This is a genomic window from Cedecea sp. B1(4) (assembly GCF_059414925.1).
Genome location: NZ_JCAHMZ010000001.1, coordinates 152,228 through 168,103 on the forward strand (window position 1 = coordinate 152,228; position 15,876 = coordinate 168,103).

At 55.8% G+C, this 15,876-nt stretch carries 20 protein-coding genes; 11 read left to right on the forward strand and 9 right to left on the reverse strand.

Translation table 11 applies throughout. The annotated features are described in order from the left end of the window. Window positions 1-42 precede the first annotated feature (42 nt). Both ACR6JA_RS00670 and ACR6JA_RS00675 read right to left on the reverse strand, forming a co-directional pair. The gene (locus ACR6JA_RS00670; protein ID WP_213715905.1) at window positions 43-720 is read right to left on the reverse strand and encodes a hypothetical protein; all 678 of its coding nucleotides are present in this window, start codon (window positions 718-720) and stop codon (window positions 43-45) included. Between the two features lie 127 nt (window positions 721-847). Then, window positions 848-1,459 carry a methylthioribulose 1-phosphate dehydratase gene (locus ACR6JA_RS00675; protein ID WP_213715904.1) on the reverse strand — a complete coding sequence of 204 codons (612 nt, stop codon included), beginning with the start codon at window positions 1,457-1,459 and terminating at the stop codon, window positions 848-850. A 247-nt stretch (window positions 1,460-1,706) separates the two neighbouring features. Here ACR6JA_RS00675 and folE2 point away from each other — a divergent pair, with 247 nt between their 5' ends. Genes folE2 through ACR6JA_RS00705 form a run of 6 tightly spaced genes read left to right on the forward strand, consistent with a single transcriptional unit; the run spans window position 1,707 to window position 7,335 of the window. Next, a complete protein-coding gene (gene folE2, locus ACR6JA_RS00680; protein ID WP_494493320.1) occupies window positions 1,707-2,636 on the forward strand; it encodes a GTP cyclohydrolase FolE2 in 930 nt (309 codons plus the stop codon). After that, the gene (locus ACR6JA_RS00685; protein WP_166993678.1) at window positions 2,626-3,186 is read left to right on the forward strand and encodes an LbetaH domain-containing protein; all 561 of its coding nucleotides are present in this window, start codon (window positions 2,626-2,628) and stop codon (window positions 3,184-3,186) included. The genes folE2 and ACR6JA_RS00685 overlap by 11 nt, the downstream gene beginning before the upstream one ends. 2 nt (window positions 3,187-3,188) lie before the next feature. Next, window positions 3,189-3,986: an ABC transporter ATP-binding protein gene (locus tag ACR6JA_RS00690; RefSeq protein WP_494493321.1), complete on the forward strand. Its 798-nt coding sequence runs from the start codon at window positions 3,189-3,191 to the stop codon at window positions 3,984-3,986. Window positions 3,987-4,005: 19 nt separating this feature from the next. Continuing rightward, window positions 4,006-4,956: an ABC transporter substrate-binding protein gene (locus ACR6JA_RS00695; RefSeq protein ID WP_494493589.1), complete on the forward strand. Its 951-nt coding sequence runs from the start codon at window positions 4,006-4,008 to the stop codon at window positions 4,954-4,956. Then, window positions 4,956-5,954 (forward strand): FecCD family ABC transporter permease, encoded by a 999-nt coding sequence (locus ACR6JA_RS00700; RefSeq protein ID WP_213715901.1) that lies wholly within the window; start codon window positions 4,956-4,958, stop codon window positions 5,952-5,954. The genes ACR6JA_RS00695 and ACR6JA_RS00700 overlap by 1 nt, the downstream gene beginning before the upstream one ends. 31 nt (window positions 5,955-5,985) lie before the next feature. Further along, on the forward strand, window positions 5,986-7,335 hold the full coding sequence (locus ACR6JA_RS00705; protein ID WP_494493322.1) for a dihydroorotase: 1,350 nt from the start codon (window positions 5,986-5,988) through the stop codon (window positions 7,333-7,335). On the opposite strand, the gene ACR6JA_RS00710 is transcribed toward ACR6JA_RS00705, so the two are convergent. From ACR6JA_RS00710 to ACR6JA_RS00725, 4 genes are all read right to left on the reverse strand, one after another. Beyond that, the gene (locus ACR6JA_RS00710; protein WP_157141384.1) at window positions 7,332-7,481 is read right to left on the reverse strand and encodes a hypothetical protein; all 150 of its coding nucleotides are present in this window, start codon (window positions 7,479-7,481) and stop codon (window positions 7,332-7,334) included. The genes ACR6JA_RS00705 and ACR6JA_RS00710 overlap by 4 nt on opposite strands. A gap of 98 nt (window positions 7,482-7,579) precedes the next feature. Further along, window positions 7,580-8,368: an SDR family NAD(P)-dependent oxidoreductase gene (locus ACR6JA_RS00715; protein ID WP_494493323.1), complete on the reverse strand. Its 789-nt coding sequence runs from the start codon at window positions 8,366-8,368 to the stop codon at window positions 7,580-7,582. 173 nt (window positions 8,369-8,541) lie between these two features. Beyond that, entirely contained in the window at window positions 8,542-8,991 is a 450-nt protein-coding gene (locus ACR6JA_RS00720; RefSeq protein WP_008455662.1) for a winged helix-turn-helix transcriptional regulator, read from the reverse strand. Between the two features lie 67 nt (window positions 8,992-9,058). After that, entirely contained in the window at window positions 9,059-9,961 is a 903-nt protein-coding gene (locus ACR6JA_RS00725) for a LysR family transcriptional regulator (protein ID WP_494493590.1), read from the reverse strand. Between the two features lie 74 nt (window positions 9,962-10,035). Here ACR6JA_RS00725 and ACR6JA_RS00730 point away from each other — a divergent pair, with 74 nt between their 5' ends. After that, a complete protein-coding gene (locus ACR6JA_RS00730; protein ID WP_494493324.1) occupies window positions 10,036-10,917 on the forward strand; it encodes an HARLDQ motif MBL-fold protein in 882 nt (293 codons plus the stop codon). A gap of 95 nt (window positions 10,918-11,012) precedes the next feature. After that, the gene (gene agp / locus ACR6JA_RS00735; protein ID WP_494493325.1) at window positions 11,013-12,257 is read left to right on the forward strand and encodes a bifunctional glucose-1-phosphatase/inositol phosphatase; all 1,245 of its coding nucleotides are present in this window, start codon (window positions 11,013-11,015) and stop codon (window positions 12,255-12,257) included. A gap of 35 nt (window positions 12,258-12,292) precedes the next feature. Here the strand turns inward: agp and ACR6JA_RS00740 are convergent, their stop codons facing one another. Together ACR6JA_RS00740 and wrbA are read right to left on the reverse strand one after the other, a co-directional pair. After that, complete coding sequence (locus ACR6JA_RS00740; protein WP_213715896.1) at window positions 12,293-12,520, reverse strand: YccJ family protein; 228 nt, start codon at window positions 12,518-12,520, stop codon at window positions 12,293-12,295. A 10-nt stretch (window positions 12,521-12,530) separates the two neighbouring features. Continuing rightward, complete coding sequence (gene wrbA, locus ACR6JA_RS00745) at window positions 12,531-13,127, reverse strand: NAD(P)H:quinone oxidoreductase (RefSeq protein WP_166993692.1); 597 nt, start codon at window positions 13,125-13,127, stop codon at window positions 12,531-12,533. Window positions 13,128-13,504: 377 nt separating this feature from the next. On the opposite strand from wrbA, the gene ACR6JA_RS00750 reads away from it, so the two are divergent. The 3 genes from ACR6JA_RS00750 (at window position 13,505) to rutR (ending at window position 15,448) form a co-directional block, all read left to right on the forward strand. Further along, window positions 13,505-13,678: a con-10 family general stress protein gene (locus tag ACR6JA_RS00750; protein ID WP_008455651.1), complete on the forward strand. Its 174-nt coding sequence runs from the start codon at window positions 13,505-13,507 to the stop codon at window positions 13,676-13,678. 155 nt (window positions 13,679-13,833) lie between these two features. Next, window positions 13,834-14,769 (forward strand): DMT family transporter, encoded by a 936-nt coding sequence (locus ACR6JA_RS00755; protein ID WP_213715895.1) that lies wholly within the window; start codon window positions 13,834-13,836, stop codon window positions 14,767-14,769. Window positions 14,770-14,806: 37 nt separating this feature from the next. Continuing rightward, window positions 14,807-15,448, forward strand: coding sequence for an HTH-type transcriptional regulator RutR (gene rutR / locus ACR6JA_RS00760; protein WP_213715894.1), 642 nt, complete (start codon window positions 14,807-14,809; stop codon window positions 15,446-15,448). 6 nt (window positions 15,449-15,454) lie between these two features. Here the strand turns inward: rutR and ACR6JA_RS00765 are convergent, their stop codons facing one another. After that, complete coding sequence (locus ACR6JA_RS00765; RefSeq protein WP_494493326.1) at window positions 15,455-15,847, reverse strand: lysozyme inhibitor LprI family protein; 393 nt, start codon at window positions 15,845-15,847, stop codon at window positions 15,455-15,457. Window positions 15,848-15,876: the final 29 nt, after the last annotated feature.

Sequence of the window (15,876 nt, forward strand, 5' to 3'; positions counted from 1 at the left end):
TCAAGAAATATGAACGACGCTATTTTTATCTAAACTAAGGGACTATTTTTTTAACAGGCGAGGGAGTTGGTTTTCCAGTTCAAGCACGCATGCATCCATCATTTTCTGCGTTTCTTCGGTGACTTTCTGGTAATTATTTGCCTGCCAGTCGGCCAGAGGGGCTGTTTTAATTGATGGAGAACATTCCGCAGTGACAAATGAGCTAAACATGGTTCCCCCTTCAGGACGTTTGTAGAACAAAACGCGATACGTTAAGTCATAGTTGCTGTTGCTGGCGGACATGTCGGTATACACCAGCGACCAGCGCGAGGCCGCTATCACTAAAGGTTCTTTATAGCTATAGTTTCCACTTTGCTTATCAAGCCACTCACGAATTTTGCCCTCTGCTTTCGGCGTCAGATACCGCGCTGTAGGCTCAGGCATAGTGTCTATCGAGCTTCCCTTATAACTATCTTTGTCAAAGGAATTGGCGCTGGCGCCACCGCCTAATACCGCGCCTAAAACAGCGAGTCCGATACCAGCGCCAGAATGAGCCGGGGAAACTAAGCGCAGAGTAGTGTCCGGATGATGATTATTATTTATTTCCGCCTGCGCAAAAGTCGAGGAAACATCCAGTGTGCTGCCATTATTCGCCTTTACTGTATCCGGTTTTTTTGGGGCAGCGCACCCGGCTAATAAAGTAATGGAAAGTACGCCTGCGGTTATTGTTTTAATGCTCAAAGAGATTCCTTTTTATATAGCTGGGTCCACTCCGTGGGGCGAATACAATGTTGTAAGCTTTGTGACACGGAGAGAAATGAGATTATTTGCCGTAAAGTTAACGGCCAGCTAAAAGGAAACTTTAGAATTAATCGCGCTCGTACAGGCGGCGCTGCATTTCGCACTCGAACAGGAATTCAAGCCCTTCAAGCTGACGACGTGCTTCGGCGACGTCTTTGCCCCAGCAGGTCAGGCCGTGGCCGCGAAGCAGGAAGCCATAGCTAAGCGGAGTCTGCTCTGCATAAAGTTCAATTCGTTTGGCCAGCGCGTCGATGTCCTGATCGTTATCGAAGATGGCAATTGGCACCGTATCAAGGTGCGTCTGCTGGCCGGTCAGGGTTTTTTGCATTTCATAGCCGCTGATGTTTAGCGCCGGGCCTTTCTCAATCCGCGACAGCACGGTGGCATTCACGGTGTGGACGTGAAGCACGACGTTAGCCTCAGGGAAGAGACGATAAACCAGCGTGTGCAGCCCTGTTTCGGCGGAGGATTTACGCCCCGATGGCGCCTGATTAGTGGCAATGTCTACCTGCAGGAAATCCTCGCTGGTGAGGCTGCCTTTGTCGCGCCCGGATTCACTCAGCCAGCACCATTCGGCATCCTGGCGAATGGACATATTGCCGCCGGTCGCCGGAGCCCAGCCTTTAGCGCCAATCCAATGACAGGTGGTGACCAACTGCGCGAGCCTTTCTTGCCACATAGGGTATTCCTCAATGCTTTCTAGTTTAACTGTCTAGCCGTCTAAATGGCTGTTTGCATGATGCTATCATTGTGTGAACACTCGGGCAACACCTGCCGGGTTATAAGGTATATCGAGCCAGTCAGCGGTTTTACACCGAATTTTCTCCTGTGATCGGGCGGTTTCGCTTTACGGCAAAACGTCGCTTTGCATAAATGGTTTTTGTTATGTTATAACGTAACAAAAATACAGCAAAACGATGTGCAATATGACGGTCACTCCAATGTTATGCCCCAAAATGCTGCCAGATATTCAGTCACTCAGAAGCCACGATTTCGACATGGCTCTGTCCTGGGTTGGCATGGAACAAATCGATCTTCCGGTGGAAGTGGCGGGTCGCCCGCTGACGGCGAAAGTAAACGCCGGGATCAATCTTCTCCGTTCCCCAGAAGCGGAAAAGGGCATTCACATGTCCCGAATCTATCTGCTGCTGGATGAGTTAACCCAGGGCGAAATTACGCCCGCGGTATTGCGCCATTTGCTGGGTGAATTTTTGGTTTCGCACCAGCGCAGCAGTGACCGCGCCAGTGTAGAAATTTCCGGAGAACTGCTGCTCTCCCGCAAATCTTTAACCTCGAACCACTTTGGCTGGAAGGCCTATCCCATCCGTATTCTGGCGGAGCGCGGGGAAGATTTTGCCGTCACGCTTCGGGTGGGGATCCCGTATTCATCTACCTGTCCGGCCTCGGCGGCGCTGAGTCGCAATCTCGCGCAGCAGCAGTTTCAGCGGGACTTTGGCTCGCGAAAGGATGGTGTGTCCGTCGAAGAAATGCTGGCCTGGCTGGGCGAGAAGGGCATGCCGGGCACGCCCCACAGCCAGAGAAGCTGGGCGTGGGTTAGCTGCCAGCTGAAGCCGGATGTTGCGACATTGCCTTTCGAGGAACTTATCGACCGCTGCGAGGCCGCGCTTGGCACGGCGGTGCAAACGGTGGTTAAGCGTAGCGACGAGCAGGCCTTCGCTCTGGCCAATGGCCAAAATTTGATGTTTTGCGAAGACGCCGCTCGCCGCCTGAACAAGGCGATGCAGGACGCGCCTTTTAGCACCGCTTTTACCCTCCGCGTTGAGCATCAGGAAAGCCTGCATGCGCACAACGCGGTGGCCCGTATCCACTGGGCAGGAAATCACCATGTTGCGTAAAAACCCTTCAGGCCATTTGCCACAGGTCTCTCCCAAAGCGTACATCGATCCCACGGCGGTCATTTGTGGCCGGGTCATTATTCATGACTATGTTTATGTCGGGCCTTACGCGGTGATCCGCGCCGATGAGCTGAATGCCGAAGGCGACATGGATCCTATCGTGATCCATTCCCATTCGAATATTCAGGATGGCGTGGTTATTCACTCGAAAAGCGGGGCGCCGGTGACCATTGGCAGCGGTACGTCGATTGCGCACCGGGCGATTGTGCACGGCCCTTGTCGGGTCGACGAGCGGGTGTTTATCGGCTTTAACAGCGTACTTTTTAACTGCCACGTTCAAACCGGCTGCGTCATTCGCTACAACGCGGTGGTGGATGGGGTGACACTGCCGAAGCAAACGTATATTCCGTCCACCGAGCGCGTGGGGCCCGACTCTGATTTAAGCCAATATTCACGGGTTGACCCCGCTTCGGTGCAGTTTTCTGAAGAGGTGGCCAACACCAACGTCAAGCTGGTGGAAGGTTACCAGCTGCTGCGCAACGAGTTCTGAGCATGCTTTTTTCCCCCGCAGAACCAGCAGCCGAGCTAAGCGTTTCCCTGCGGGCAATTGCCCGTCCGCAGGGCGCAGCCTGGCCGGTGGCGATTAATTTTCACCTGCGAAAAGGTGAGCGGCTCAGCGTGATTGGGCCAAACGGCAGCGGCAAAACGTCGCTGCTGCGGGCGCTAAGCCAGGAGCTAAAGGCCGAGGGGGAAATAACGCTGGCGGGCCGCCCCTTAAATAAGCTCAACCCGCTGCTGCGGGCGAAGCTCGTGGCGGTCATGTCGCAAAACGATCTCCCCGATTTGCGTCTCTCCATTGAGGATTATGTCGCGTTAGGCAGGCTCCCGTTTGCCCGTGATATGCCAGAGCCAGAACACCGCTGCATTGTTTGTGGGGCGATGAAGGAGGTTGGTGTGCTCGGGATGCGGCATAAATCGCTGGCCTGTCTGTCCGGCGGGGAAAGGCAGCGGGCGATTCTGGCGCGAACGCTGGCGCAAACCTCCCGGTTGCTGTTGCTGGATGAGCCGACTAATCATCTGGACCTGGCGGCACGGGAAGAACTGCTGGCGCTGGTGAAAGCTCGCGGCACAACGGTTATCGCCGTCCTGCACGATCTCAACTTAATCGAAGGGTTTGCTGACAAGGTCCTTATTTTGTCGGCGGGGCAACAGCAGGCTTTTAACGTGCCCGACGCCGCGCTGAATACCGAAACACTTCGCCCCATTTTCGGCCTCGACAGCTTTACCGTTGACCATCCAGGCCAGCAAGGCAGACGAGTCCGTTTTTTTGAACCTTCACGCCCACGTTAAATTTTCAGGGATCGCTATGATGTTAAAAATCGCGACCGGCTTCTGGCTGGCCTTTACCTCCTTTACTGCCTTTGCCTCCGGCTTTCCGGTAACCATTGAGAGCTGCGGTAAACCCATTGTCTTTACCGCAGCACCAAAGCGGGCGGTAATCAACGACCTGAACATGTCGGAAATGGCTTTTGCTCTGGATTTACAGCCGCAGATTGTGGGCCTGACCGGCATCTCCGGCTGGTACAAAATGACGCCCGAATTTAAGCGACAAATGGGGACGATCCCCGAGCTTGCGCCCAAATACCCCTCGCTTGAAACGCTGCTGGCCGCCGAGCCAGATTTCTTCTTCGCGGGCTGGAATTACGGCATGAAAGTGGGGGGCGACGTTACGCCCCAAAGTCTTGCCAAATACGGCATCAAAACCTTTGTGCTCAGCGAAAGCTGCGCGATTTCCGGGGAAAGCAAAACCAAGGCGACCCTGGACCTGCTCTATAACGATGAGCTTACGCTTGGCAAAATTTTTGGTAAGGCGGAGGCTGCTCAGAAGCTGGTTGATGGCTGGAAAGCGCGGCTGGCGGCTCTCCCCAAAGCACTACCGGGCGCAAGGCCACTGAAAGTCTTTGTGTATGACTCCGGGGAAGACAAACCGTTTACCAGCGGAAAATACGCCATGCCGCAGGCCATTATCGAGGCCGCTGGCGGTAAAAACGCCATGGAAGGGCTGGACACCAGTTGGGGCACGACTTCCTGGGAAAACGTGGCGGCGGCCGAACCAGATGTCATCATTCTGCTGGATTACCAGACCGGTGGGGGCGCTGATTCGCTCCGCCGGTTCCTTGAGCGCCACCCGCTGATGAAGCTCACCCCAGCGGTGAAACAGCAGCGCTATCTTAAGCTGCAGTACGCCGAGTTGACGCCCGGCCCGGCAAATATCGCCGCGGTTGAGAAGCTCGCTCGCGTTCTGTTCGCGGCACAGTGATGGTTTTAGCTTGGCGTTACCGGCGGGCCGCATGCCTGGCGGGGTTTCTCGTCATATTTTTTGCGGTGCTTAGTTTAACGGAAGGCTCAGTCCGGCTCAGCCTGAATCAGGTGGTAAATGCGCTGCAACCCACGGCAACAGACATTTCACCGATGATTCGCGGGATCGTGCTGGACATCCGGCTGCCCAGAACGCTTCTCGCCCTGATGACCGGCGCGGGGCTGGCGGTGGTGGGCGCGCTGCTGCAAACGGCCACGCGCAATGAGCTGGCGGACCCTTTTTTGTTCGGGCTTTCTTCGGGCGCGTCTGCCGGAGCGGTGCTGGTTTTTACCCGCTTCGGCGACTTCTTCGGCGTCTGGACGCTACCGGCGGCGGCTTTTGGTGGCGGGCTGCTTTCTTCGGTTGCGGTGCTGTCTTTATTCCAGCTTAAACGCGATCGGGGTGCCGAAACGCTGATTATTTGCGGGCTGGCGATCTCTTTCTTGTTCGGGGCGTTAACCAGCTACCTGATCTTCGCCGGTGACCAGCGTACGGCCAGCTCGGTTTTATTCTGGTCGCTCGGCGGCCTGGGGCTGGCGCGATGGGATAACCTGGGATTCGCGCTGGGCGGTTTGCTGCTGCTGGCCGCATTTTGCCTGTTGAGATGGCGATCGCTGGATGGATTGCTCGCGGGGGATCGCACCGCATTTTCGCTGGGCATTAACGTGACCCGCCTGCGCACCGAAATTTTTCTGTGCTGCGCTTTTTCGACCGCCATTTTTGTATCGCTGACCGGCGTGATTGGCTTTGTCGGGCTGATGGTGCCGCATCTTTGCCGCCATTTTTCCGCCATTAAGCACGCCAGGCTGCTGCCTTTGTGTGCCCTTGTCGGGGCCTGTTTGTTGTGCGGCGGCGATCTGGTCAGCCGGGTGCTGGTTGCGCCGCAGGAGCTGCCCATCGGCATTATTACCGCCGGAATTGGCGGGCTGTTTATTGTTGTGATGGTTGCCCGACGCTAGCGCAGCCTTTTTGAGCCGGAGAAAACGACTAATGAAACCTCTGTTACTGACTAACGCGCTGATGATGAATGAGGATCGGCGTTACCAGGGCGATCTGCTCATCGTGGACGGGCGAATTGAAAAAATAGCCGCTGCGATCCCGGCTCGTACCACGTGGAATGTGCGCGATCTTGCCGGGAAGTGGCTGCTGCCGGGCATGATAGACGATCAGGTACATTTTCGTGAACCGGGGTTGATGCATAAGGGCACGATTGCCAGCGAGTCACGCGCGGCGGTGATGGGCGGGATCACCAGCTATATGGAAATGCCCAACGTTTCGCCGCCGACCACCACCAGACAGGCGCTGGAAGGCAAATTTCAGCGGGCCGCCGAAGGTTCACTGGCCAATTACAGTTTCTATTTCGGTGCCACCAACGACAATCTGGAAGAACTTAAGGCGCTGCCAGCCGGTGCCGCCTGCGGCGTAAAAGTGTTTATGGGTGCCTCCACCGGCAACATGCTGGTGGATGACGAACGCATTCTGGAGGCTATTTTCCAGCATGCGCCGGGGCTGGTGGCCACGCACTGCGAAGATACGCCGACTATCAAACGTAATGAGGCGCTGTGGCGAGAGCGATATGGGGAGCAGATCCCGGCCGCAGAACACGCAGCTATTCGCTCGGTTGAGGCCTGCCTGCTTTCATCTTCCCGGGCGGTCGCGCTGGCGAAAAAGCACGGCACGCGGCTGCATGTGCTGCATATCACCACGGCCGATGAGCTGGCGTTGTTTGAGCCCGCGCCCACGCTTGAAGCCTTACGCAGAAAAACGATCACGGCGGAAGCCTGTATCCATCACCTCTATTTTAATCAGGATGATTACGCGGCGCTGGGGCACAGGCTGAAGTGCAACCCGTCGGTCAAGGGCCAGGAACACCAGCGGGCGCTATGGCAGGCAGTTAAGACGGGCGTGATTGATATTATTGCGACCGACCATGCGCCGCACTTACTGGCAGAAAAGCAGAATGATTATTTCTCGGCTCCGTCGGGATTGCCGCTGGTGCAGCACGCGCTGCCTGCGCTGCTGGATATGTGTGCCAGAGGGATTTTCACGCCTGAACTTATCGTCAGAAAAACCAGCCACGCGGTAGCCGAACGTTTTCAGATTAAGGATCGCGGCTTTATCCGGGAAGGTTACTGGGCCGATCTGGCGGTGATCAACCCCTGGAAACGCGCCAGCATTGAGGGCAATAATATTGCCTACAAATGCGGCTGGTCACCCTTCGAAGGGCACACCTTGCAGGGCGGCGTGGTTGAAAGCACGCTGGTGAATGGGCACCTCGTCTGGGACGGCGAGTCAGTTGCCGAGGGGATTTACGGCCAGGCGCTGGCGTTTAACCGCTAGCGTTCGCGAGGTTTGAACAAATCTTCGATGTAGTGCATCAGCTCGGACATTTGTTGCAGGATATTGGCGCTGTCCACAATCAGCGCTCCCCAGAGCACAATCAGCGCAGCAACCATGCCTGCGGCTGAATAGTAAAACAGTTTCATCACAGCATCATATTGGCAGGAATTTGCCTCATTATAGCGAGACATGGCGGCCTGTCAGTAAATGATGGGCAGATGCCACCGACATCTGCCCGGAAAAATTAGCGGGCGTAGCGAGGCGCTGGCTGGCCAACGGCTGCCGCATCAAACATCGCCTGCGCCGTAGTGGCGTAGGTTTCCCACAGGCTGAGATCGTGCAATGGCGGGATGGTGACAGCTTCCCCGCTGTCCAGCCCGGCCAGGGCGGAATCCACCAAATCATCCACTTGCATGACCGCACCTTCCGGCAATGAGTCCACTGACACGCCCGCACGATCCCAAATTTCGGTTGCCGTAGCCGCGGGCAGCACCGCCTGAATACGAATGCCGGTGCCGGCAGCTTCGGCCTGCAGAACTTTCGTCAGGTTCAATACATAGCCCTTTGTGCCGCTATATACCGCGCTGCCCACCCAGCTCTGTACTGCCAGAATCGACGAGATATTGATCAGTGTGCCGCTGTTCTTTTGCTGGAAATTAAGCAGAGCGGCATGGCTGAGGCGAGTTAACGCCGTGATGTTCAGCGTGATCAGCGCCTGATGTTGTTCCACGCTGGCGGCGATAAACGCTGCGCTGTGGGCAGTGCCCGCGTTGTTAACCAGCACGCTGATGCGCGGATCTTTCAGGGCCTCCTCAACGGCGGCAATGTCCTGATCGTTAACCAGATCTGCTTTTAGCGTAGTCACGGTTATGCCGTGGCGGGCCTCAAGCTTCGCGGCCAGATCGCGCAGGCGATCTTCGCGCCGGGCAACCAGCAGCAGATCAAAACCTCGGGCCGCAAAACGATCGGCATAAACCGCACCAATACCGGAAGATGCGCCGGTAATTACCGCAATAGAACGAGAGTTAGCCATAAAACACCTCACATGAAGTAGAGCAACGTTAATGTGGTTTCATAATGAAACTGTGAGGTGAGCTTAGATTTATTGGTTTTATTATGCAACCAATTTGGGGACTGTTTTTTCGTTATGCGCAGGAATTGCTAAAGGGGATATTAATAAGCACCTGAATAACAGATGCTTATTGGTCAGGAGGAGGATCGTGCCTGAGTGATTATTTCGTCAGGTTTTAGCTCACGACCATCTTCGGCCTGTAAGGTTAGTTTGCGGATAGGGCGATGCTGCTGGCTGTCGACGAGCACGCTGCGTGTCTCATCTTTAGCGTAGAGGTTTTCGCAGCCCCACTGTGAAAGGGCCGCTAAAACGGTCTGCAGCGCCCGGCCTTTTTCCGTCAGCACGTACTCGTGCCAGGCGCTGCCGTCCGACGCCGGACGAAGCTCAAAAATACCGTTATCGACGAGCTGTTTCAGGCGAACGGTCAGCATATTTTTGGCGATGCCGAGGTTTTTTTGGAACTCACCGAAGCGAGACATGCCGTTCAGCGCATCGCGCACGATCAGCAACGACCACCAGTCGCCGATCACGTCCAGCGTGCGGGCAACCGAACAGACGCTGTCTTCAAGGCTCTTACGTTTCATCATTCCTCCCGATGGGTTTTCCGGGTTCTATTATAAAACTTTTTGTATGAGAGGCTGAGCGGTAATTTCAATGATACCAGGCGGCCAGCGTACGGCGCAGGCTGTCTATCAGACGCTGCTTCCATTCCACGGTGGAGGTCCGGTACTGCAAAAACAGGCTGCCAATAGCCTGGTCGCCGGACAGCGGCAGCGTAAAAAGCTGGGCTTTGTTATTCAGAGTATCAAACCATGGGGCCGGCACGATAGCCATCAGCGGGGCATTGCGCAGGGCGGGAGCGAGCTGGCCGTAGTCGCTACAGGTAAAGGCCAGACGGCGTTCGAGCCCGGCACGTGCCTGCTGGCGATCGAGCTCGTTAATGCCCTGTGGCCAGGGGTGACAATAGAAATGATCAAACTGCGCCAGTTCGTCAAAGGCCAGAGTTTCACGCCCGTTAAGTCTGGAGGACAGCGGTTCGCCGAAAACAGCAATCAGGCGCGTGCTGCCTACGCGTTCATAATGCAGGGCACTGACGCGTTTTTGATGATCGCCAATCGCAACCAACAAATCTATTCGTCCCTCCAGCAGCTCATCACGCCACGCACGCCGTTCAAACGTCAGGCATTCAATCATGGCCCCGGCCTGATGCCCTTTTCGGGCGAGTTCCGGCGTGAGTAACACATTCAGCGCCGGGGGAAGAACCAGACGAAATCGGCGCTCCTCCGCGTGTTCTTCGCCAAATAATTCTTCATTCAGGGACACGAAGAGCGGGATCAGACGTTCTTTAATACCGAGTGCGAAAGATGTGGGAACCTGGGCATTGCCTTCCCGACGAAAAAGCGGATCGCCCAGGGCATCACGCAGGCGGGCGAGAGCATGGCTGACGGCGGACGGGCTAAGCGCCAGCTTTTGCGCCGTTCGGCTGGTCGAGCCGGTGATTAACATCACGTACAGCACCTTCAGCAGATTCATGTCTAATTGCAGGATATTCACGCCATTATTTCTCAATTGCATCGGACTAAATTGCCCGGCAGTATACTGCGCCTCCTGACCAAAAGGAGCCACCTGTGAACCGTTATAGCCTGTTATTTACCTGCATGATTTCAGTCTTCTCTGCCGGCAGTTCTGCGGCATTAAATCCAACCCAACCGCTTTCCGCCGCGCCGCCTTATTCGCTTTTTGAAGGCTGGGCCAAACCGGTCAAACCGTTCCGTATGGCAGCAAACGTCTGGTATGTCGGCACCGAAAATCTCTCGTCCATTCTGATTACCACGCCTGAAGGACATATTCTCGTCGACGGTGCGCTGGACGCAAGCGCCAGGGGCATCAAAGAGAATATTGCTTCTTTGGGATTCGACATTCGCGACGTGCGGTTCATCCTCAACAGTCATGCCCGGCTCGATCAGGCCGGGGGCATTGCCAAACTGAAAAAGTGGAGCGGGGCAAAGCTGGTTGCTAGTAGGGAGAATGCTGACCAAATGGCACGGGGAGGCAAAGAGGATTTTGCGCTGGGAGATGCGCTGCCCTTTCCACCGGTCACCACGGATAAAATCATTCATGACCGCGAGACGCTAAAACTGGGCGGCGTAACCACGACAGCGCTGCTGACACCGGGGCATCTGCCGGGCAGCACGTCATGGCTGTTTGCGCTGCCAGGTGGGTACACGCTTATTTACGCCGACAGTCTCGCCACGCCGGACTATTATCTGGTGGAGAACAAAAATTACCCGACGCTGGTCAGCGACATTCGCCACAGTTTTGCCACGCTCGCCGCACAAAAAGCGGACATTTTTGTGGCGAACAAAGGGGAACGCTTTGGTCTGGCGGAGAAACAGGCCCGGCTTGTCGCCGGAGATAGCAACGCCTTTCTCGACAGAGAAGGGTTACAACGCTATGTGGATCTCTCTCGCCAGCGCTTTGAAGCGCAGCTGAAGCAACAAACGGAATAATAGGGCTTTTTGCGATCCGCCAGGCAGGTCGGCCGTCATTTTTCTGTCACAATATATTCTTCACATTTTATTAATCACTCCCTGAGGAATAAGTAATGAAGAAGAAAATTGTTGCCTCATTGCTGGCCGCCGCCTGTCTTGCCCCAGGCCTGGCGAAAGCGGACGCCGTGCCGGAGGGCTACCAGCTTCAGCAGGTTTTGCTGATGAGCCGTCATAACCTGCGTGCGCCGCTGGCCAACAACGGCAGCGTGCTTGAGCAGTCTACCGCGCAGGCATGGCCGGAGTGGGATGTGCCGGGCGGGCAGCTCACCACCAAAGGCGGGGTGCTGGAAGTCTATATGGGGCATTACATGCGTGAATGGCTGGCGAGCCAGAATCTGGTAACCAGCGGCGAATGCCCGGCGCCGGAAAGCGTTTATGCCTATGCCAATAGTCTCCAGCGCACCGTCGCTACCGCGCAATTCTTCATTACCGGGGCTTTCCCTGGCTGCGATGTGCCGGTGCATCACCAGGAAAAAATGGGCACCATGGACCCGGTGTTCAACCCGGTGATCACCAACGACTCGCCGGAGTTTAAAGCCAAAGCCGTTCAGGCGATGGAAAAACAGCGCACTGAATACAAGCTGGCCGACAGCTATAAACTGCTGGAGCACATCGTCGGCTATAAAAACTCGCCAACCTGCAAAGATAAGCAGCAATGTGAGCTGAACGGGCCAAAAGACGTCTTTAGCGCCAATGCGACTCAGGAGCCGGGCGTTAACGGTTCCCTGAAGGTGGGCAATGCCCTGGTCGATGCGTTCACGCTGCAATATTACGAAGGTTTCCCGATGGACCAGGTCGCGTGGGGAAAAATCAAAACGGCGGAACAGTGGCGCGTGCTTTCCCAGCTCAAAAATAGCTATCAGGACACGCTGTTTACTTCCCCGGAAGTGGCCCGCAACGTCGCGGCTCCGCTGGTGAAATACATTCAGAACGCGTTAACGTCCAAAGAAGCCGCTTCAGGGCCGAAAGTGACGCTGATGGTGGGGCATGATTCGAACATCGCGTCGCTGCTGACCGCGTTGCAGTTCAAACCTTATCAGCTGCCGGGGCAGTATGAGCGTACCCCGATTGGCGGCAATATTCTGTTCCAGCGCTGGCATGATAAGACCAACAACCGCGACCTGCTGAAAGTGGAATACGTTTACCAGAGCGCCGAACAGCTGCGCAATGGCGATGTGTTAACCCTGAAGCACCCGCCAAAACGTGTGACGCTGGAGCTGGAAGGCTGCCCGACGGACACCAACGGCTACTGCTCATGGGATAAGTTTAGCGAAGTGCTGAATGAAGCCGTGAAGTAAGAAGAGGCTGCCCCCGAAAGGGGGCAGCAGAAGGATTAAACGTTTTTGCGCTCGATGGTCTGTTCGCCCCAGAAGAGCGAGTCCTTATCGGTTTTAGCAAAGGCGAGCGCCAGGACTTCATCGCTCCCTTCTTCCCAAATTTTTTCGGCCAGCTTTTCGTCATACTTCGCCAGCTCAAAAATGGCTTCTGCAATTTCTGGTGAGGTGTTGCGAAGACTCGCCCACTCGCCAACGTGGTGGGCTTTTGCCTGAGATGTGGTCATCACTCCTCCGTTAACCTTTCAGTTTAACCGCCAGGCCTGCGACGTGCTCTCCCTGATAGCGGGCGATCGCCAGTTCTTCCTGACTTGGCTGGCGTGAGCCGTCGCCGCCGGCAATGGTTGTTGCGCCGTAAGGCGTGCCGCCGCGAACCTGAGAAACATCAAACAGCTCCTGTGCTGCATAGCCGATAGGCACAATCACCATCCCGTGGTGGGCGAGCGTGGTCCAGGTTGAGGTGATGGTCTGCTCCTGGCCGCCGCCGGTGCCGGTAGAGCTGAATACGCTGCCCAGTTTGCCGTAAAGCGCGCCGGAAGCCCAAAGGCCGCCCGTTTGATCGAGGAAGGTGCGCATCTGGCCGGCCATATTGCCGAAGCGGGTAGGGGTACCGAAGATGATAGCATCGTAGTCGGCCAGCTCCTGCGGCGTGGCGACCGGCGCGGTGTGGGTTTTGCCCCCGGCTTTAGCAAAGACTTCCGGGGACATGGTTTCGGGCACGCGCTTTATCGTCACTTCCGCCCCATCGACTTTCTGTGCACCTTCCGCCACGGCTTTAGCCATAGTTTCGATGTGTCCATACATTGAATAATAAAGCACCAGTACTTTAGCCATCTTGCTTCACTCCTCAGTTGAACTGCAGTTTTACTGCACTCCTTTAAAGATATGACCTGTGGCGCAGAGTGCAAACCTGAATGGCCTTTCCTTGATACATCACAAGCGCAGATGAAATTTTGACCCTGTAGCATTAGTTAACATTTTACTGGCTGTTTTTTGACCATGTAGAAGAGGGGCTTATCGCGTCGCATTGGAAGGATAAAAAAATAAGCTCACCGGCATGTTTCTGGATATGTCTGAACAGAAGCCCGACCGCGCCGGTGCACTAAGCTTAGACCCACGCGGTAACGTTGGCGGCAAGCCTGCCTGGCCGCGTGGCAAAAGCGTTCTCTTTTATTGAATGCAATATGATGTCCTAAATCCGGAGGTTAGAAATGGCAAACCATCGTGGTGGTTCAGGTAATTTCGCTGAAGACCGTGAAAGAGCATCAGAAGCAGGTCGTAAAGGTGGCCAGCACAGCGGCGGTAACTTTAAAAACGATCCGCAGCGCGCCTCAGAAGCTGGTCAAAAAGGGGGTAAAAACAGCCACGGCAGCAAAAATAAATAGCCGTGACTTTGTGAAGCGTACGGTGGATTAACGCTTGCGCCGAAATTACCCCAACCGCCGGTTAGCCGGCGGTTTTTTATTTTCCCATTGCAACAAAATGTGACTGGAAGCACTATAGCACATCGACTTTCACCCTGATTTTTCCGGTCTCCCTCATGTCTGCGCCATTAAGCCGTTATAAATTCTCCGTTAAGCCGCAGGAAGCGCTGCTTATCCTCATCACCATGTTCTGGGGCGGCACATTCCTGGCCGTGCAGTACGCCATGACGATGAGCGACCCATTTTTCTTTGTTGGTCTGCGCTTCGCCACCGCCGCCATTGCCGTCGGGCTGCTGTCGCTGAAATCGCTGCGCGGGTTAACCTGGCTTGAAATCAAAGCGGGGGGGATGATCGGCGTGGCGATTGCCATCGGCTACAGCATGCAGACCTGGGGACTCCAGACGATTCCCAGCAGTAAATCCGCCTTTATTACCGCGATGTACGTGCCAGTTGTGCCGCTCCTGCAGTGGATTTGCCTTGGCCGCATGCCGGGGCTGATGTCCTGGATTGGCGTCGTGCTGGCCTTTGTTGGCCTGATTTTTCTTGCCGGGCCGGAAGGCACCAGCCTTTCGCTGGGGGCCGGGGAAATCATTACGCTTATCGGTGCCGTGGCGATTGCCGCAGAGATAATCTTGATCAGCGCCTGGGCGGGGAAAGTGGATATCAAACGTGTGACCGTGGTGCAGCTGGCAACCGCTTCGCTGATGTCGTTCGCGGCGATGGTCCCAGCCGGGGAAAGCGTGCCGCATTTCAGCCTTGGTCTGGTGGTGATTGCTCTGGGGCTTGGAATTTTCAGCGCCATCATTCAGGTGACGATGAACTGGGCGCAGCGCAGCGTGTCGCCGACCCGCGCCACGGTAATTTATACCGGTGAGCCGGTGTGGGCGGGGATCTTTGGCCGCATGGCGGGTGAGCGCCTCCCGGTGCTTGCGCTGGTTGGCGGGGCGTTGATCGTGCTCGGGGTGCTGGTGAGCGAGCTGAAGCTCAAGCGCAAGAAAGCGGCAAACGCGGAGCGCGACTGGCAGGAAGATACCGAAGGCGAGGGCGTCTGAGCTATACTTCAGGCCAGCGAAAAAATGGAGAGCTCGCATGGCCGCTGCCACTGATATCAAAACCCCTGGACGCCGCTCGAAAGCCGTCGCCGCCAAAAAACAGGCCATTCTTGACGCTGCGCTGGCGTTTTTTTCGCAATACGGCATCCACGGCACCAGCCTTGAGCAGGTAGCCGAGCGGGCCGAAGTGTCAAAAACTAACCTGCTTTATTACTACCCTTCCAAAGAAGCGCTCTACATCGCGGTGCTGAAGCAGATCCTGGATATCTGGCTGGCACCGCTGCGCGCCTTTCGGGAAGATTTGCAGCCGCTGGTGGCGATTGGGGAATACATTCGTCTCAAGCTTGAAGTTTCAAGGGATTATCCGCAGGCGTCTAAGCTGTTTTGCCTGGAGATGCTGCAGGGGGCGCCTTTGCTGAAAGGCGAGCTGACGGGCGACCTGAAAGCCCTGGTGGATGACAAATCGGCGATCATTGCAGGTTGGGTAGCCAGCGGTAAACTTGCTGCCGTTGACCCGCATCACCTTATTTTTATGCTTTGGGCCACGACCCAGCACTACGCGGATTTTGCCAGTCAGGTTGAGGCCGTTACCGGCAATACGCTGCAGGATGAAGACTTTTTCCGCCGCACGGTGGAAAACGTGCAGCGGATGATTATTGAGGGGATTCGGGTGCGCTAATCACGCTTACTTAGGGGGCAGGACGCAGCTCACGTCGCCCTCTTCGCACTCCAGCGTGCCTTTCAGCAGCTCGGTACGTTCCAGCGTTTTATCCGCCAGGCAGTTGGCACGTACCATCGGGTAGACCGAACCTTGTTCCGCGCCAGAACTCATAAAATCACAGTCCGCATCGCGGAAGGCAATCCACGCGTTCTGCGCCTTTTTAAGCAGATCTTTTTGCTTGTCGGTTGCCCGGGACATCACTTCTTTATAGGTTTTATTCAGCCGCTCGTCCTGCTTTTTATACTCTGCGGCATAGCACTGGTTCATATCGGCCTGGGTGGCGGCGGAATCACAGCCATCGGCCAGGGCGGCCCCGCTCAGCAGCAGCCCGCCAACAAGTAAACACACGCGTTTCATTCTGGTGTCCTCATCAAAAAAAAGGCTCT

Bases quoted from the DNA above. Each gene is read 5' to 3' on its own strand.
- ACR6JA_RS00685 (WP_166993678.1), top strand. From the start codon at position 2,626: ATGTTGCGTAAAAACCCTTCAGGCCATTTGCCACAGGTCTCTCCCAAA.
- ACR6JA_RS00750 (WP_008455651.1), top strand. From the start codon at position 13,505: ATGGCAAACCATCGTGGTGGTTCAGGTAATTTCGCTGAAGACCGTGAA.
- ACR6JA_RS00700 (WP_213715901.1), top strand. From the start codon at position 4,956: ATGGTTTTAGCTTGGCGTTACCGGCGGGCCGCATGCCTGGCGGGGTTT.
- agp (WP_494493325.1), top strand. From the start codon at position 11,013: ATGAAGAAGAAAATTGTTGCCTCATTGCTGGCCGCCGCCTGTCTTGCC.
- ACR6JA_RS00695 (WP_494493589.1), top strand. From the start codon at position 4,006: ATGTTAAAAATCGCGACCGGCTTCTGGCTGGCCTTTACCTCCTTTACT.
- ACR6JA_RS00690 (WP_494493321.1), top strand. From the start codon at position 3,189: ATGCTTTTTTCCCCCGCAGAACCAGCAGCCGAGCTAAGCGTTTCCCTG.
- ACR6JA_RS00740 (WP_213715896.1), bottom strand. From the start codon at position 12,520: ATGACCACATCTCAGGCAAAAGCCCACCACGTTGGCGAGTGGGCGAGT.
- wrbA (WP_166993692.1), bottom strand. From the start codon at position 13,127: ATGGCTAAAGTACTGGTGCTTTATTATTCAATGTATGGACACATCGAA.
- ACR6JA_RS00705 (WP_494493322.1), top strand. From the start codon at position 5,986: ATGAAACCTCTGTTACTGACTAACGCGCTGATGATGAATGAGGATCGG.
- rutR (WP_213715894.1), top strand. From the start codon at position 14,807: ATGGCCGCTGCCACTGATATCAAAACCCCTGGACGCCGCTCGAAAGCC.
- ACR6JA_RS00720 (WP_008455662.1), bottom strand. From the start codon at position 8,991: ATGAAACGTAAGAGCCTTGAAGACAGCGTCTGTTCGGTTGCCCGCACG.
- ACR6JA_RS00710 (WP_157141384.1), bottom strand. From the start codon at position 7,481: ATGAAACTGTTTTACTATTCAGCCGCAGGCATGGTTGCTGCGCTGATT.
- ACR6JA_RS00715 (WP_494493323.1), bottom strand. From the start codon at position 8,368: ATGGCTAACTCTCGTTCTATTGCGGTAATTACCGGCGCATCTTCCGGT.
- ACR6JA_RS00765 (WP_494493326.1), bottom strand. From the start codon at position 15,847: ATGAAACGCGTGTGTTTACTTGTTGGCGGGCTGCTGCTGAGCGGGGCC.
- ACR6JA_RS00755 (WP_213715895.1), top strand. From the start codon at position 13,834: ATGTCTGCGCCATTAAGCCGTTATAAATTCTCCGTTAAGCCGCAGGAA.
- ACR6JA_RS00675 (WP_213715904.1), bottom strand. From the start codon at position 1,459: ATGTGGCAAGAAAGGCTCGCGCAGTTGGTCACCACCTGTCATTGGATT.
- folE2 (WP_494493320.1), top strand. From the start codon at position 1,707: ATGACGGTCACTCCAATGTTATGCCCCAAAATGCTGCCAGATATTCAG.